The organism is Pseudoalteromonas sp. EB27 (assembly GCF_001974875.1).
Taxonomy (GTDB): Bacteria; Pseudomonadota; Gammaproteobacteria; order Enterobacterales; family Alteromonadaceae; genus Pseudoalteromonas.
This window is the reverse complement of sequence record NZ_MTQD01000019.1, coordinates 75,149-91,066: the sequence shown is the minus strand read 5'-3', so window position 1 is coordinate 91,066 and position 15,918 is coordinate 75,149. Positions and strand designations below refer to the sequence as shown.

Sequence of the window (15,918 nt, the reverse complement as noted above, 5' to 3'; positions counted from 1 at the left end):
AAGTCTCTGAAGGGCCGTTGAAGACTACAACGTTGATAGGCAAGATGTGGAAGTGGTGTGAGCCATTAAGCTAACTTGTACTAATTACCCGTGAGGCTTAACCATACAACGCCAAACGCGTTTTATGTGATAGTGAAACAAGCGAAGAAGTTAATATAACTAAAGTAGATATTACTGAAAGACTTAAAAAATATTATCAGATATTTTCCAAATTCAGTTAGTGCGTAGCGATACGGATTAACGCCCAAATTTGCTTGGTGACAATAGCGTTTTGGACCCACCTGATTCCATGCCGAACTCAGTAGTGAAACGAAACAGCGCCGATGATAGTGTAGCATTTGCTATGTGAAAGTAGGACATTACCAGGCTTCAAATTGTAGAAAGCCCGATTCGAAAGAGTCGGGCTTTTTTACGTCTGTAGAAAAGTGAAATACGCGCAATTAATACACACTCACACCAACACTCATTACTTAGGTCGGGCGAGCGCAGCGACTCCCGACGCTAGAATCACCATAAGTGCGCACTTAAAACACTTAAACTTCAATTCTAACCTCTCGATATAGCTTCATATTTTCACTAAATTATACTCAGATTTCAGCGCTTCTCGTTTCTTCTCATTTTGTTGCAATTTCATTCTTGGTTTAATAAGTGACCTGTGTAAAACTAGCTAAGTTAATTTAGTAAATCAGGTGACATGAATGTCGAATATTAAAGCTTGGAAACTTATGAGCCTGTTTTGTTTGTTCGCAGTGCTTATGGGTTGTCAATCTAAAGAAGAGCAGCTGCAACAAACAATTCAAGAGTCTATTAAAAAGGTAGATACGGAGCTGTCTCAGCTTGGTACTGCACTCGATAATGGAAGCGTACGCAATGCTGTATTACTTAAAGAATATGGCGAGCTTCTTAAAAAACAACAACCAGAACTTACAAAGGTTGTTGATGTAATTACCCTTGATGCAACGCGCCAAGGCGCACTTTATAGTGGTTTAACACAGCGACTTAAAGATGTGAAAGGTACTTATTTAATTCCCCCTTATGAAGATACGCTACATAGTATTGATTTGTTGCGTGAAGCAGCCAAACCAACGCTATTCTCTGATGCGTTAACCGATCCTATCAATATGCTAGCTGATATGTCTAAAGGTGCTTTAGCACGTGTAGGTGCAATTAGTAAGCAAGCTGAAGGTGAGGGTGTTGGTAACCAAATGGTTGGTAATCCTAACTATGGTAATTGGCAATCAAATAGTAATGGTATTAGCTTTTGGCAATGGTACGGAATGTACCGTATTTTAGGCGATGTATTTGATCGTGTTGAATACGGAAGCTGGAGCAAACGCCGAAAGTATAGTTATTACAATGACTATGGCCGTTCACGTTATTCAAGCCCTAAACAAATTAAAACCCAAAGCGCTTTAGAAACACGTACGCGTCAAACATACCAACGCCAAGGTAAACAGTTTACAAGCCCTTATGCGAGTAAGAAAACAGGTGCATCAGGTTTAAGCCGCAGCAGTTATACGCCACCAAAAAGCCGCAGTAGTTATTCTCGTTCGAGCAGTTATAGCAATAGCTCTGGATCGGTGCGTGATAGTGGTAGCAGAACCTCTCGTGGCGTGAGCCGTGGTAAGTAAAAGAATAAAGTTGGAGTTAGAATAATATGTATGAATTTAATGGAATAACTATGTGGTCGCTGCAAGCGCTGGCGATTGATTTTGCAATTATTGTTTTATTATTTGTAAGCCTTAAATATATAAAAGGCTGGGTTTCAAACTTACATGCAAATGATGAAATAACAGAGCGTGATAACTTTGCCTTTGGTATTAGCTTTGCCGCTGGCTTGGTGGCGCTGGCGATTGTATTAACGGGTGTAAGTAGCGGAGCTTTTGCTGCAACACTGCAACAAGAAGCACTGCAAATGTTAGCTTATGGCGCATTAGCAATTGTACTTATTAAGTTGGGTCACTTTTTTCAAGATAAAGTAGCACTTCGTAAGGTAAGTCTGCACGACGAAATCGTTAAAGGTAACGTTACAGCTTCAATAATTGATTTTGGCCATGTTGTCAGTGTTGCTATCGTTATTCGCTCAGCTCTATTATGGGTGGCTACTGATGGCTGGCATGGTCTTCCAATTGTAATTGCCGCCTTTATTATAGGTAGCGTTGTATTACTACTTGTTAGCCAGTACCGAGTGCAGTTATTTAAGCGTACAAATAAAAGTGGCGACTGCCTACAACAAGCAATTGTTGATGGTAACTTAGCTGTGGGTATTCGTTACGCTGGATTTTTAGTCGGTAGTGCATTAGCTATTACAGCCGCAACGGGTGTTGCACCTTACGCTGCTGATAATATTAATGCGAGTTTACTATACTGGGCTATTAGCGCTGTTGTGAGCCTTGTTGCATTTATTATTTTGCACTTAGTGACAATTAAAATAATTTTATCTGGTTGCGATATTTCCGATGAAGTTAATCGTCAAAAAAATGTAGGTGTAGCTACTATTTCTGCAGCAGTATCATTTGCTGTAGGTATCACTATGGCAACATTACTAGGCGCATAATCAGTGTCATCAACCACAACTAGCCCAAGTAAGTCTCGCTTACTTGGGCACGATATATTACTTATTACTGTTATGGCCGTGCTTGCTGGGTGCGGCCTTATTTATGAATACTTACTGTCTCATTATGCTGGCCGTGTACTTGGCTCAGTAGAGAGCGCTATTTACGCCATGATCGGTACTATGATTGTAGCAATGGGCTTAGGCGCTTTTTTAGCACGTTGGTTTAAAGATGCATTTACCGCTTTTGCTTGGCTAGAAAGCATTATTGCTTTAATTGGCATGGGCTGCATTTTAGCGATAGCGGGTGTAATAGCAGTTAGTTATTCTCTTCCTCATTTATTTTCGAGCATTTTTAATTTACCCCCTGATGTTGTACTTAATGGTTACGTATTTCAAAAGCTACAAGAGTGGTCACGTTTTCTACCTTATGTTTTTGGTTTAATACTGGGCTTATTTATTGGTATGGAAATACCGCTTATAGCGCGTATTCGTCAGCACGTTTATGGGCGTTTTTTAGAAAACAACGCAGGGACTATCTATGGTGCCGATTATATTGGTGCTGGTATCGGTGCAGCTATTTGGGTAAGTATCATGCTCTCAATGCCTATAATGCAAGCTGCAGCGTGGACGGCGTTATTTAATATTATCGCAGGGCTCGCATTTTTATGGCGTTATCATACCCATGTGCGCTTTGCTAAGGCACTTTTAGTTTGCCATATAGTGCTGTTGGCATTATTTGGCTTTATTTTAGTATTTGGTAGTAGTTGGATGAACAATCTAAGTAATGTTTTATACAAAGATAAAGTAATTTACTCACAAGCCACTAAATACCAACACGTAGTATTAACTGAGCGCTTAAGCAAAAACCAACCTCAGCCAATTACCGATTTATATTTAAATGGGCGTTTACAGTTCTCAAGTATTGATGAGCAAATATATCATTCAATGCTGGTTTACCCTGCAATGCTTGCCTCTAACAGACACGACCGTGTATTAATAATTGGTGGTGGTGACGGGCTTGCACTTAGAGATGTTTTAAAATGGCCTGTGAGTGAAGTAACGCTAATAGATTTAGACGCGCAACTACTCAATTTATTCGGTCATAAAGATGGTGGCTTTACGCCGCCAGAGCACATCAATAAGCGATTACTACAGTTAAACAATAAATCGATGCATGACTCGCGAGCCAATATAATTGTGGGTGATGCATTTTTAGAAGTAGAAAGGCTACTTGACCAATCTAAGCAGTTCGACACTATTTTAATTGATTTACCTGACCCCAACCATCCTGATCTAAATAAAATGTACAGTGACTACTTTTATAATCATGTGCGGCAGCTATTAGCACCCGATGGCGCAATGGCGGTTCAATCAACCTCACCTTATCACGCTAAAAAAGCGTTTTTAAGTATAGGCAAAACGGTTAAAGCTGCAGGGTTTGGGTATGTTGAGCAATATCAGCAAAACATACCTTCGTTTGGGCAGTGGGGCTGGACTATAGCCACTAAAATGGGGCAGTCGGCCAGTGGTCGAATTAATGATGCGACGGCTATGCCTGTGCCATCAAGGTGGATTAGTAAAGAATATTTATTGGCAAGTTTTGTATTTCCTAACCACTACTTTGAGAAGGTTAAAAGTATTGAGGTCAATAGGTTAGGGTCTGGTCAGTTGTATGATTACTACCGAACTGCATGGCAAATAGAAAGCGAATTATATAAAAACTAATAAAACATGGTTGACATAATATGTCGGCCATGAGAATCTTAACTCAGACATAATATGTCAAACGACAAAAGGCAGAGACATGGAATTAAATGAACTTTCAATAAAATTAGCTTCTTTTGAAACTGAAGGCGCTAACTTTGAGTCTTTCTTGATTGCCAACCCTGGCGAGCAAGATGTTTTACAAGTCATTGTTGATGGAAATGATGAACTTCCAATTTTTGTTACACAAACACAAGAGCAGCTTTTATGTATTAGCTACTTGTTTGACGAAGATGAAGTTAAGAGTGAATTACGCAACGAGTTAAACGAAACATTACTACGTTTAAACGTGCCAATTCCACTGAGTGCATTTGCTAAAATCGATAACAAATACGCGATTTTTGGTGCACTGTCGGTAAATTCATCATTAGATGACGTTACCCACGAACTAGTGACATTAGCCGATAACGCTATCGATGCACTAGAAGCCGTGACCTTGTATTTAAACGATTAATAGCTAGTTAGTGGAGTTAAGATTATGAGTATTTTAAAAAAATTATTTACAGCAGTACGTGGCGGCGCTCGTGAAGCAGGCGAAGCAATTGTAGACAAAAATGGCATCCGTATTTTTGAGCAAGAAATTGCAGATGCGCAAAATGCACTTCACCGTGCTAAAAAAAGCCTTACTGAAGTAATGGCTAAAGAAATGCAAACTAAGCGTAAAATTAGCGCTGTAGATGCATCAATCGCTGAACATGAAGCGTATGCAGGCCAAGCTCTTGAAAAGGGCAATGAAGCATTAGCATTAGAAATTGCAGAAAAAATTGGTGACTTTGAAGCTGAAAAAGCTGAAAACGAGCAAGTATTATCTGGTTTTAGCAATCACATTGTTGCGCTTAAGCAGCAAGTTAAAGATGCTGAAAAATCGATCAAAGAGAATCAGCGTCAACTTACAATGGTTAAAACCACTGAAAGCGTACAGCAAGCAACAATGGCTGTTAACAGCACACTTAATACAAACAGCTCGTCTATGACATCGGCTCGTCAATCGCTTGAACGCATTAAACAGCGTCAACAAGATCGAAGTGACCAGCTTGGTGCTGCAAAGCAACTTGAGTCAGACGTAAATGGCGATGACTTAAAAGCAAAAATGGCTGAAGCAGGCATTGGCGACACAAGTCCAAAAAGCGCTGATATTTTAGCTCGTATCAAAGCGAAGCAAAATAGCTAACCATTACGTTTATACTTTAAAAAGGTAACCGAGTTTTTCTCAGTTACCTTTTTTGCTTAGAAGGCAGCCTTCCTATGTTTAATTTTTTCAAATCTAAAAAAGAGCCAGAACGTCAGCTTAATCATCCGAGCGAACTTAAAAAAGGCGACATGTTTAGCGTTATTGACTCATTTGCCTATCCTGCATGGTTAAAAGGTGAAACGTTACGTGTTACTGATATTCAGACTTACCAATATCAGCATAGTAGCGATACTGAATTTGTACTTGAGACAAATAGCGGCCAAGTTGTATTTTTACAAATTGAGCAAGATGACGGCGAAGAGTGGGCTAACTTTTCTATTAAAATTCAGCGAAACGAAGTTGAAGAAATATTTAGCCTTGATGAGTTTGCGCGTATTTTTGATGAAGAGTCGTTAACCCACATTACAGTGCAAAATACACCAGAGCGCTTTATGCAGTTTTTAGCTAAAAGCTATCAACAAAGCGAGTCGCCTTATGTGTGTTATTTCCATAATAAAGACTACCGCAACCAAACTTTGCCTCGTTATGAGCAAGAAGGTGGTGAGCCATGTGAAATGATTTGCTTAGCGTCAGATAACGAAGGTTTTGGTTTAAATATCGAAATTTGGGATGGTGGTGAAACCGAAGTATCGCTAACGCTAACGCGTCCAATGTCAGACATTGCAGACTTGTTTCCCGGAGATGCTAAGTGAGTGATGCTAAAGATAAGTGGTTACGTCAGGAACAAGCTGTACGTGCCACGCAAATGGCATTTGATCTGAGCAGCGAAGTTCAAAAGCTGATAAAAAAACAAGCGATCGATCAAGAGTTAACTCCATCAGATATGATCCGAAAAATACTTGGCTTAGACGTAAAGTCTAAAAAAACGCGTCAACGTTTATCGTTTAATTTAAATGATGATGAAATAGCGCAACTAGCCAGTCGCTTTGATGTACAAAGTGATGACAAGCGAGCCGTAAAGCAACAAGTAGCTGATTTATTAATAGCTCACACTAAAAATAAAAAGTGAAATAATTTAATTAGGTTTTTATGAATATTATTTTAATTGCTTACTTAATTATTTTTGCGTTGTTTGGTACTGCGGCGAGTTATTTTGTTCGCTTTATTTATGCATATTGGGTGCTTAAAACAATGCCCATGAAATACATTATTAAAGCGGGTATTTGCGTGGTATTGGTGGTAGTAATTTCAGCGTTAATTCCATATTTAAGTTAACGCTGAAGTTAAGGTGGCCGTTTTTATTTTATATCAAACGACTGACACTGCTGATTAATACACAGCGATTGCACTTCAAGTACAGGAGAACAATCAGTTAAGCCTTGTGCTTTATTTTGTATGCTTTCTTGTTTTGTTATTTGTTGAGCAAGCTGTTCCGCTTCTTCTTGAGAGGTGTTTAGCGTTGAATAAACAGCATATTTACTGGGTCCGCCACAAGCACGTGCGCCGACTTCAAGGACTTTGCACTGAAAGCTAGCGGTGCAGCTATTATTACTCACCATGTTATTCAGATCATAGTTCAAGTCAGACAAGTTTTTACTTTGCTCATTTGACGTCACAGTGCTAGCACAACCACTTAGTAATAAAATGCTGCTAGCAATGCTTATAATTGACAGTTTAACTGTTGATGGTAAACAACTCATAACGTTATCCTTAAAATGCACTTACCGCTGAGCCTTCAAGTTTAACACATTTATTTTCAACACACTGCGTGCTTGGCTTTGTTAAATGCTGACAAATGCTCATCATCCCTTTTTGTGAATTATAACTACTTTCAAGCTTAGTAATTTTGTCGCTAAGGGCTGTTACTTGATCTTCAGATGCTGCGTTTGTTGAGTACACAACAAAGCTGCTTGGCCCACCACATGCGCGACTACCTACTGCATTTACTCTACATTGAGTGCTTGTATCACACTGTTTATCTGCAATTAGTGTATTTAATTCGGTTTTAGCTGTTTTTATATCGTCTATTGAAACGTTTTTCAAATCAGCTTTTGGTATTTTTTCAGCAACCACACTATTTTTTTTATTTTCTTGTAATTGAGTGTTTTCTTCTAGCTTTTGTAGCTCTTGCTTTGGTGCTTCAGCTTCTGAGGTGATTGTTACTTGCTGTGTTTTAGCGGGTTCTTTATCCAAACATGCAGTTAAACACAGTGGTAAAAGTATGGCTAACAATGGGGTACGCATAAAAAACCTTGATAGTGATGAAATATTCATCACTATCATACACTGTGCATTTTTTACGGCAATAAAAACTATATTATCAAGTAATTAAAGGCACTAAAAAATTGTTCTGTTAAAGTCCGCCCTGCGTTAGTTTGGTAGGGTTGAGTAATTTTTCGAGTTCTTCGCGAGGTAAATCGGTTTCTTGTTCGGCTACATCAATAATAGGGCGGGCTTCTTTATAAGCCTGCTTCGCTATTTTTGCTGCTTTTTCATAACCGATCACCGGATTAAGCGCAGTTACCAAAATTGGGTTTTTAGCGAGCGCCTTATCTATATTTGGCTGATTTACTTTAAAACTAGCAATCGCTTTATCGCCCAGTGCTTGCGCGCTATTGGCAAGTAACTCTATGCTTTGTAAAATATTATACGCAATGACTGGCAGCATCACATTCAGCTCAAAATTACCCGCCTGGCCGGCTACCGTAATAGTGGCGTCGTTACCTATTACTTGTGCACTTACCATTGCGGCTGCTTCAGGTATAACAGGATTTACTTTGCCAGGCATAATAGATGAACCTGGTTGAAGCGCTTCAAGCTCTATTTCACCTAAACCTGCAAGTGGGCCTGAGTTCATCCAGCGTAAGTCGTTCGCTATTTTCATTTGTGCGACAGCGAGTACTTTTAATTGCCCTGAAAGCGCGACGATGGCGTCTTGTGAGCCTATGTTATAAAAAAAGTTACTACTAGGCGTAAATCTAATGCCTACATTGGCACTCAGGTTTTCTGTAAATTTTGCTGCAAATTTAGGGTCTGCATTTATTCCTGTTCCAACGGCTGTACCGCCTTGTGCAAGCTCGCATACACGCTCTAAGCTATGTCTAATTCCTGCAGCGGCATGGTTAACTTGTGACTGCCATGCACTTAGAGTTTGATCAAACGTTACAGGCATTGCATCCATTAAATGCGTACGGCCCGTTTTAACTATATGGCCTACTTCAGCTTTTTTCTTTTCCAGGCTTTGCGATAAGTTTTCAAGCGAAGGAAGTAATTCATACACTACGTTTATTGCACTACTGAGTGCGATAGCAGTAGGAACTACATCGTTAGAACTTTGCCCCATGTTTACATCATCATTAGGGTGAATGCTTTCACTGCCTATCCGGCTAGCAAGCGTTGCAATAACTTCATTGGCATTCATATTTGAGCTTGTGCCCGAACCGGTTTGAAAAATATCAACGGGGAAATGCTCAATGTGCTCGCCATCAATAATACTTTGGCAAGCTTGCTCAATAGCATTGGCTTTAGCTTTGCTTAAATGCCCAAGCTCACAGTTACTTTGTGCTGCGGCTTGTTTTATATAAGCCAGTGCAGTTATAAATTGCTTCGGCATAGGTAAGCCACTAATGGCAAAGTTATTAACCGCTCGCTGTGTTTGCGCTTGATAGAGTGCATCAGTAGGTACTTTTAGCTCGCCCATGCTGTCTGATTCTGTTCTAAAGTTGCTCATAAGTGTGCTCCTTAAAAAGGGTTGAATTCGTGACTAAGAATACGAGCTTCACGCTCAAGTATTAAAAATTGTGCAGTATTGTTATGCACCTTATAAAACCGTTTTAGTGCTAATAAAGGTTTGTATAACTGCTCTAAACATTGTTTACGAATAGCATTATGTATAAGAGGGTCGCACATTTTGTTCATAATTTCATGGTGTGTGCGTCTAAGATAAAACTCTTGAAGCAAGGGATTACGTTGTTGCTCAAATTTTTTGGCAACGTTAAGGGCGGTTTCTATGTAATCGGCAACGAGCATGGGTGCATGCAGGCCTGGTCTTAAGCAATGGCAAGAGAGTTCTTGATGGTAACGATGCTGGGCATAATTTGAAGACATAAAAAAACCGACTTAAGTTAACGATAATAGTTATCATTACATTTAATCGGTTTCAGTGTAAACAGTTATTATAAAAATTATTTGCGATACTAATTTGAGTTTTAATTGTAGCCAAGAATAAATATCTGATCTGTTTCATGTTTGGTCATCGCCTGTTGATTGTGTTTAGGGTGCGAAAGTAAATCGATTACTGTAGCTCTCATATCAACGGCGTAACTATGATCGTCGGTGGTTTTTTCGGTTATAGCAATAGCTGCGTCTACAGCTGTATAAGGGGGTATATGCATAATTTTATCCTTTGAAATTTAATATAAGTTAAACCCTTTAGTGGGTTAGCTATATAAAAGCATATTACGTACCAATCATAATGAACCAGCTCAACCATATGATAGTTATAGTGTTTAAAAATTATCTTTTTTTCATCACGACAAAATAAGCTAAATTTGCTTTACTGTTGTGCATTAATCTACAATTTTGGTGCACAGTAATGACAAAGCCATTTTCACAAGCCTGTGAAAACAATAAAACCCCTATTTTAGAGCAATTAAAAGTTGTATTAAAAAATACTAAAAGAGTACTCGAAGTCGGTTCAGGAACCGGCCAGCATAGTGTTTTTTTTGCAGAGCAATTACCACATTTACAGTGGCATACAAGTGATCGCGCTATAAACCACGAAGGGATTAACTTATGGCACTGCGAAGCTAATTTAACTAATTTACATGCACCACTTGAGCTTGATTTAAATAATGAATGGCCAGTAGATAAGGTTGACGCTATTTATACTGCAAACACATTTCATATTGTGAGTTGGCAATTAGTTGAACGTTTTTTTGACGGTGTTAAACGTCACTTAAATAGCGACGGTATGTTGTGTATTTATGGGCCATTCAAATTCCAAGGTGAATTTACCAGTCCAAGTAATGATGACTTTAGTGCTTTTTTAACAGAGCGCGATCCGTTAAGTGGAATAAGAGATTTTGAAGCAGTTGAACAATTAGCTAAGCAAGCAGGGCTTACGCTTATTCGCGATACAGCCATGCCTGCAAATAATCAGTTACTCGTTTTTAAACGGCAGTAATGAGCTACATTGCTCTTTATATATATGAATATGGCCGCGTTCACGCTTTAAGTAGTCGCTTATTGCATTACTGAAGTCGCCATCAACAATATGGTGAGCAGAGTAGGTAAGTACGGGTTCAAATCCGCGTGCTATTTTGTGCTCACCTTGTGCACCCGAATGAAAACAGTTGAGTTTATGCTTTATTGCAAACTCAATACCTTGGTAATAACACAATTCAAAGTGCAGCGAATCTACTTCCTCACTTGCTCCCCAGTAGCGCCCATAAAGCGTGTTTTTACCTACTAAACTAAGTGTTGCAGCAATCACGTTATCGTCTTTTTTGGCCAGCATAATAACGAGGCTATTAGCCATTAAGGCATGTAAAAGCGTAAAAAACTCCATATTTAAATAGCCCAAATGACCAGATCGCTTTAAGTAGGTACGCTGATAAAACTCACAAAACAATTGCATTATCTCGGGCGTAATTTGCGTTCCTTGCAGCCATTCAATATCAATATTCTGTTGCGCTATTTTAGCTCGCTCTTTTTTAAGGGATTTTCGTTTGCGAGAGCTAAGTATTTGCAAAAAATCGTCAAAGGTTTCAAAACCTTTATTAAACCACTGAAATTGCACGCCTACTCTTAACATGGCGTGTTGCTCAGTTAATGATGTAGCTTGGGCTTGGTCGCAAAAGTTAACATGCCATCCCGACCACCCTTGCTCAGCACTGTGTATGTTTAGTTGCTCTGTAATGTATTGGTACACAACGTTAGGGTTAGCGTGTTCAATAGCAATACGCTTGCCTTCAATGGGGCTAAAGGGAATGCCAGATAGCCATTTTGGATAATACTCTAAGCCGTGTTTTTCGTATGCCTCTGCCCATGCCCAGTCAAATACGTACTCGCCGTATGAATGACCTTTTAAATACCCGGGTGCAAGTGCAACGAGCGTATCATTTTCAAAAATAGCGAGGTGATGGGGCTGCCAACCACTTTTTTGTGTTACGCATTGGCTTTGTTCAAGGGCATATAAAAAAGCATGTTGAGTAAATGGTTCATCACCAAATAAACGTTGCCACTGCGCCTGATCAATCTCATTAATACTGCTAAACCATTGGTGCGAAAACGTTCCCATGACTACTTACCTTGTAGTTGTTTTAAGCTGTTCTACGTTTTTAATAAACGTACTAATTTGCATTTTAAGCTCGGTAAAATGAGGATTATAAGTTAAGCGCTGTAAAGCCGGATAGTGTTTTAAGTTAGCGCTTGTACGCTCTCCTAATTGTGGGTTTTTAGTTGTTTTACATGTTTTATATAGGGACTCGTCATTAATAAAGCTGCCACAATTACGATAGGTTGCGTTAATTCCATAATGTGGATTTTGCGGCGAGTTAACAACCGCAATATGCGATATACCATGAACCGTTTTACATTGAGACGTTGTGCATTGCGGGTTATTTACTGTGTAGTCACTAGCAAAGTCTGGCGGTAAAATATCAGTGCTTCCATAAAGTACTAAAGTATCGAGCGGCTTATATTTTACTGAATTATCTTTGTGTAATGCACTTAATAACTTTAGAGTGGCCCGTGTATCTATTGTTGTATCAATATCGCTAAGCACACTAAAAATAGGTAATTTAAGTGGAGGGCGTTTGCTTAAACTACTTACGCTTGCAAGTGACATTGCATCGTATGATGCTGCCGCTGCATTTAAAGGAAATGATTCATACTTAGCGAAGTCTACATCGGCGTCTTTATCAATCCAATTAACAAAGGGTATGGCATCAATCCACTTTGCTATCCAGCCGTACTTATTATGTGGCTCAGAGCCGGGCGAATAAAGCATAAGCGCTTTAATTTTAGGTGAAACAGTGTGCTTAGTTGCGTAATCAATAAGTAACGCTGCACCGGTAGAGTAACCTGCGAGTATCACCTCATCAAAGTCTTGCACCGAGCGTTCAATACCGTATTTTATTGCTTGTTGCCATTGGTTAACGTCTACATTGAGTAACGCACTTGCGGCGCTACCATGTCCTGGTAATAAAATAGTACGCACAGTATAGCCTTGCTGATAATACACTTGTGCTAAATCGTGATACGTAAAGGGGGAGTCAGTTAGTCCGTGGATTAATAGCGCAACTTTATTGCTGTTTGGATGCGTAAGCTCAAAAGGGGCAATAATACCTGTAATAGTAGGGTCAGGTTTTCGCTTACCTTGTGTTACTAACTGCTGATACGTTTGTGTAATAATAGGGCATGGCATATTTGAACGTGGATTGGCTTTATTTATATGTTTATATGCAAAATCTAAGTAATCGTTAAATGGTAAAAGGGCGTGGTAATTAAAGCGCTGGTGGTTGTGCTCTTTTTCAAAGCGTAATAAGCCTTGTTGTTTACTTTTTGTTATAAATTTAAAGTCGCTTGCCTGCGATATACAGTTTTGAGCGACGGTAATATGCGAAAAAATACTTAAAACAAAACCAAAAGCTACTCTTAAAACTATTCTTAAAATTAAATCACTATTATTCATTAACTACTGCATATTGGGCAAGACACTCAGTTAGCTTAATGAGTTCAAGCGGTTTTGCAAGATGTTGGTTAAATCCAACGGCTTGTGCATGTGCTTTATCCTCTGGCATAACGTCGGCAGTTAAAGCAATAATCGGGAGTTCTTGTTCGGTTTTAAATTGGCGGATTAGGGCCGTTGCCCTATAGCCATCCATTACAGGCATTTGGCAATCCATAAGCACTAAGTCAAAATGCTGCTTTTTAACTATATCAACGGCCAGTTCGCCATTTTCTACTATATACGGCACAATCCCCAGCGAGCCAAGCATCGCTTTAATAACCATTTGATTCACTGGGTTGTCTTCTGCGACCAAAATGTCTAGCGAAGTAATATTAGTATTATCAAATGTAATAACATGTTCTTTTTTAGGCTCTGTTGTTTCTAATTGCATTGAAAATGTAAACGTAGAGCCTTTATCTATTTCACTTTCAAGTGCTATTTCTCCCCCCATTAATTGGCTTAGCTCTTTTGCTATTGTTAAGCCCAGCCCTGTACCACCAAATTGCCTAGAGGTAGAGCTATCAGCTTGGGTAAATGCATTAAATAATTTTTTATGTTGGCTTGGCTTTATACCTATTCCGGTATCCCTAATGGTTATAACAAGCTGTACTTTATTGGCGGCAGTAAACTCTGTTTCTATGTTTAAAGTAACGCTGCCTTGGCTTGTAAATTTAATCGCGTTACTACATAAATTAAGTAATATCTGCTCAATTCGCATAGGGTCACCAATAAACCAAGTATCTAAAGGTAGCTTTGAGTTAACTTGCCATTTAATACCTTTGTTAACAGCACTTTGTTCAAACATATTGTTTATGCGTGTTATTAAGGCACCTAGGTCGAATGCAATAGATTCAATAACTAACTTTTGGGATTCTATTTTTGATATATCAAGAATGTCATTAATTAAGTTTAATAAACTTTTAGATGATGAGTTTATTTTATCTAAATAGCCAATGAGTGTAGTTGCAGTGTCTGTTTCGCGAGCAAGTGAAGAAAAACCAATAACGGCATTGAGAGGTGTTCGTATTTCGTGGCTCATATTAGCTAAAAATTGGCTTTTAGCTTGATTAGCTAAATCGGACTGCTGTTTTGCTTGTGCGAGTGAGTGTGTACGCTCTGCAACTTGACGTGTAAGCGCTATTTGTTGCTGATTAAACAGTAGTAAAACCATTAAAATTAAAGAACATACGGCAACTTGAAGTATGAGTAATAATAAAGTTAGCTGACTATTATGTTGTGTTAAAAAGCTTTCTTTAAGGGATAGTTTTACAATCCATTTTTGCCCTGCAAAGTCCACGTCAAACGACATTAAACGGCTGCCTTTGGCTTGCTGAACATCTTGAGAGTAATTACTATAAAACGGCGGTGTGTTTGTATCTTCATATATACCAATCGAAAACATATCAGACTGCTGTTTAGTAATAGCTTGTTCAATAATACTTCGTACTAAAAATACACCTGTGGCATAGCCTTTAATTGTTTCTTTATCGTTACTTTGAGAATACACAGGAGCAAATAATAAATAAGCTGGCTTAGGCTGTTTGGTCTGTACTAGTTGAATTATCTTAGTCCCTACGGGCATATATTTTATAGCAGGGTTAAGCAGGGAATTTTTTCGATCAGGGTTTGAAAATACATTAAAGCCAATAGCTTTTTGATTACCATTAAAAGGAGCTATGTATTTTACTATAACAAGGGGATCGCTAATTTCAAGAGGCTCACCTACTACATCAACATCTAAATGGTAAATGTTTGATATCTCTTGAGCAAAGACGTCTCGTTGATCTTGAGGTATTTTTACATTCCACGATAAAGCGTGAATAAACGCATGCTGGGTTAGTAATTGGCTAGCATAAGAATAAAAATCTTGTTGGCTTAATGTTGAAGATGATTGAACCTGACTTGCTAGGCTCTGCACTGCAATAATACTGCGATTTGTATATCTATAAAGGCTATTTTCTATAACGTGTACTTCACGTTCGGCGATTTTAATTGTGCTTATACGGTTTTCTTGATCGTATAGCTGTGTTGTGACCGCAACCGACACAAATAAAATAGAACATACTGCAATTGTTGGAAACGCCGATATATTATGTTGGTTAGACTTTTGTGGTAATAAAGAAAGTAAAAACGGAGTTGCAATTATTACTCCTAATGTATCGCCAAGCCACCAGTAAATAACATTCTTCCAATGATTATCAATACTGTAAACTGAGTTAAATTGACTAAGAGCGAACACGCCAAAGTTAGCCGAAATTAAACTGACTAATATGGCTATGACGAGAATAAAGTAAATTATGTTTTTACGCTTTTTAAAGCGTAGTGGGTGGCCAAGCCAAAATTTTAGTAAAGCAGCGCCCACCATTGCCTGTATAACCACACCAAAGGCGATATACATTGCCTCGTTAAATGAGTTACCGACAAGGACTAGCTCATGAGCTGAACTATCAAAAATATTTAAATTAAATGCAATTGCAGCTACAAATAAAGGCGGGATAAAGCGCCACCACCAAATATAACAACCGACCAAAGCTATACCAGCAGGTAACCAAATTGGAATTATTTGCGAATTAAAAGCAAGTTTAGTGAGTGCTATACCCACTAAAAAATATGCTAAAGCAAACATGATGTAAAAAATAATAGAATGATTTTTAGAGTTAAAATTTTTCACATAAGGTCCAAGCAATTATTATTATCGTTTTGAAATATCAGTATAGCTAACAGTAAGTT

The 15,918-nt window shown here is 38.6% G+C and carries 17 protein-coding genes and 2 rRNA genes; 11 read left to right on the top strand and 8 right to left on the bottom strand.

Features of this window, described 5'->3' with window-relative positions:
• From BW142_RS18655 to BW142_RS18610, 10 genes are all read left to right on the top strand, one after another.
• A 23S ribosomal RNA gene (locus tag BW142_RS18655) occupies positions 1 to 105 on the top strand; the annotation flags it as partial.
• Positions 106 to 253: 148 nt separating this feature from the next.
• Positions 254 to 368: ribosomal RNA gene (rrf, locus tag BW142_RS18650) — 5S ribosomal RNA — on the top strand.
• A gap of 330 nt (positions 369 to 698) precedes the next feature.
• Entirely contained in the window at positions 699 to 1,631 is a 933-nt protein-coding gene (locus tag BW142_RS18645) for a hypothetical protein (protein WP_076925897.1), read from the top strand.
• A gap of 26 nt (positions 1,632 to 1,657) precedes the next feature.
• On the top strand, positions 1,658 to 2,557 hold the full coding sequence (locus BW142_RS18640; protein ID WP_024589503.1) for a DUF350 domain-containing protein: 900 nt from the start codon (positions 1,658 to 1,660) through the stop codon (positions 2,555 to 2,557).
• Positions 2,558 to 2,560: 3 nt separating this feature from the next.
• Complete coding sequence (locus BW142_RS18635; protein WP_076925896.1) at positions 2,561 to 4,282, top strand: polyamine aminopropyltransferase; 1,722 nt, start codon at positions 2,561 to 2,563, stop codon at positions 4,280 to 4,282.
• A gap of 79 nt (positions 4,283 to 4,361) precedes the next feature.
• Positions 4,362 to 4,775 (top strand): DUF2170 family protein, encoded by a 414-nt coding sequence (locus BW142_RS18630; protein ID WP_004335098.1) that lies wholly within the window; start codon positions 4,362 to 4,364, stop codon positions 4,773 to 4,775.
• 24 nt (positions 4,776 to 4,799) lie between these two features.
• Positions 4,800 to 5,492 (top strand): PspA/IM30 family protein, encoded by a 693-nt coding sequence (locus BW142_RS18625; RefSeq protein WP_004335088.1) that lies wholly within the window; start codon positions 4,800 to 4,802, stop codon positions 5,490 to 5,492.
• Between the two features lie 74 nt (positions 5,493 to 5,566).
• Positions 5,567 to 6,205, top strand: coding sequence for a hypothetical protein (locus BW142_RS18620; RefSeq protein WP_076925895.1), 639 nt, complete (start codon positions 5,567 to 5,569; stop codon positions 6,203 to 6,205).
• Positions 6,202 to 6,522 carry a hypothetical protein gene (locus tag BW142_RS18615; protein WP_024599671.1) on the top strand — a complete coding sequence of 107 codons (321 nt, stop codon included), beginning with the start codon at positions 6,202 to 6,204 and terminating at the stop codon, positions 6,520 to 6,522. The genes BW142_RS18620 and BW142_RS18615 overlap by 4 nt, the downstream gene beginning before the upstream one ends.
• 20 nt (positions 6,523 to 6,542) lie before the next feature.
• Complete coding sequence (locus tag BW142_RS18610; RefSeq protein ID WP_007579770.1) at positions 6,543 to 6,728, top strand: hypothetical protein; 186 nt, start codon at positions 6,543 to 6,545, stop codon at positions 6,726 to 6,728.
• A 23-nt stretch (positions 6,729 to 6,751) separates the two neighbouring features.
• Here the strand turns inward: BW142_RS18610 and BW142_RS18605 are convergent, their stop codons facing one another.
• From BW142_RS18605 to BW142_RS18585, 5 genes are all read right to left on the bottom strand, one after another.
• Entirely contained in the window at positions 6,752 to 7,153 is a 402-nt protein-coding gene (locus tag BW142_RS18605; RefSeq protein ID WP_024599672.1) for a hypothetical protein, read from the bottom strand.
• 10 nt (positions 7,154 to 7,163) lie between these two features.
• The gene (locus BW142_RS18600) at positions 7,164 to 7,697 is read right to left on the bottom strand and encodes a hypothetical protein (RefSeq protein WP_076925894.1); all 534 of its coding nucleotides are present in this window, start codon (positions 7,695 to 7,697) and stop codon (positions 7,164 to 7,166) included.
• A 109-nt stretch (positions 7,698 to 7,806) separates the two neighbouring features.
• Positions 7,807 to 9,183: a class II fumarate hydratase gene (locus BW142_RS18595; protein ID WP_076925893.1), complete on the bottom strand. Its 1,377-nt coding sequence runs from the start codon at positions 9,181 to 9,183 to the stop codon at positions 7,807 to 7,809.
• 11 nt (positions 9,184 to 9,194) lie between these two features.
• A complete protein-coding gene (locus BW142_RS18590; protein WP_231609258.1) occupies positions 9,195 to 9,560 on the bottom strand; it encodes a hypothetical protein in 366 nt (121 codons plus the stop codon).
• A 101-nt stretch (positions 9,561 to 9,661) separates the two neighbouring features.
• Positions 9,662 to 9,847, bottom strand: coding sequence for a hypothetical protein (locus tag BW142_RS18585; protein ID WP_010554833.1), 186 nt, complete (start codon positions 9,845 to 9,847; stop codon positions 9,662 to 9,664).
• 200 nt (positions 9,848 to 10,047) lie between these two features.
• Here BW142_RS18585 and BW142_RS18580 point away from each other — a divergent pair, with 200 nt between their 5' ends.
• Complete coding sequence (locus BW142_RS18580) at positions 10,048 to 10,638, top strand: DUF938 domain-containing protein (RefSeq protein ID WP_076925892.1); 591 nt, start codon at positions 10,048 to 10,050, stop codon at positions 10,636 to 10,638.
• Here BW142_RS18580 and BW142_RS18575 read toward each other — a convergent pair.
• The 3 genes from BW142_RS18575 to BW142_RS18565 are packed head-to-tail and all read right to left on the bottom strand — an operon-like array spanning position 10,615 to position 15,859.
• Entirely contained in the window at positions 10,615 to 11,754 is a 1,140-nt protein-coding gene (locus BW142_RS18575) for a GNAT family N-acetyltransferase (protein ID WP_076925891.1), read from the bottom strand. The two genes, BW142_RS18580 and BW142_RS18575, sit on opposite strands and share 24 nt — an antisense overlap.
• A 6-nt stretch (positions 11,755 to 11,760) precedes the next feature.
• The gene (locus tag BW142_RS18570; RefSeq protein ID WP_076925890.1) at positions 11,761 to 13,149 is read right to left on the bottom strand and encodes an alpha/beta fold hydrolase; all 1,389 of its coding nucleotides are present in this window, start codon (positions 13,147 to 13,149) and stop codon (positions 11,761 to 11,763) included.
• Positions 13,142 to 15,859 (bottom strand): ATP-binding protein, encoded by a 2,718-nt coding sequence (locus BW142_RS18565; RefSeq protein ID WP_076925889.1) that lies wholly within the window; start codon positions 15,857 to 15,859, stop codon positions 13,142 to 13,144. Before BW142_RS18565 ends, BW142_RS18570 begins: the two co-directional genes overlap by 8 nt.
• Between the last annotated feature and the right edge of the window lie 59 nt (positions 15,860 to 15,918).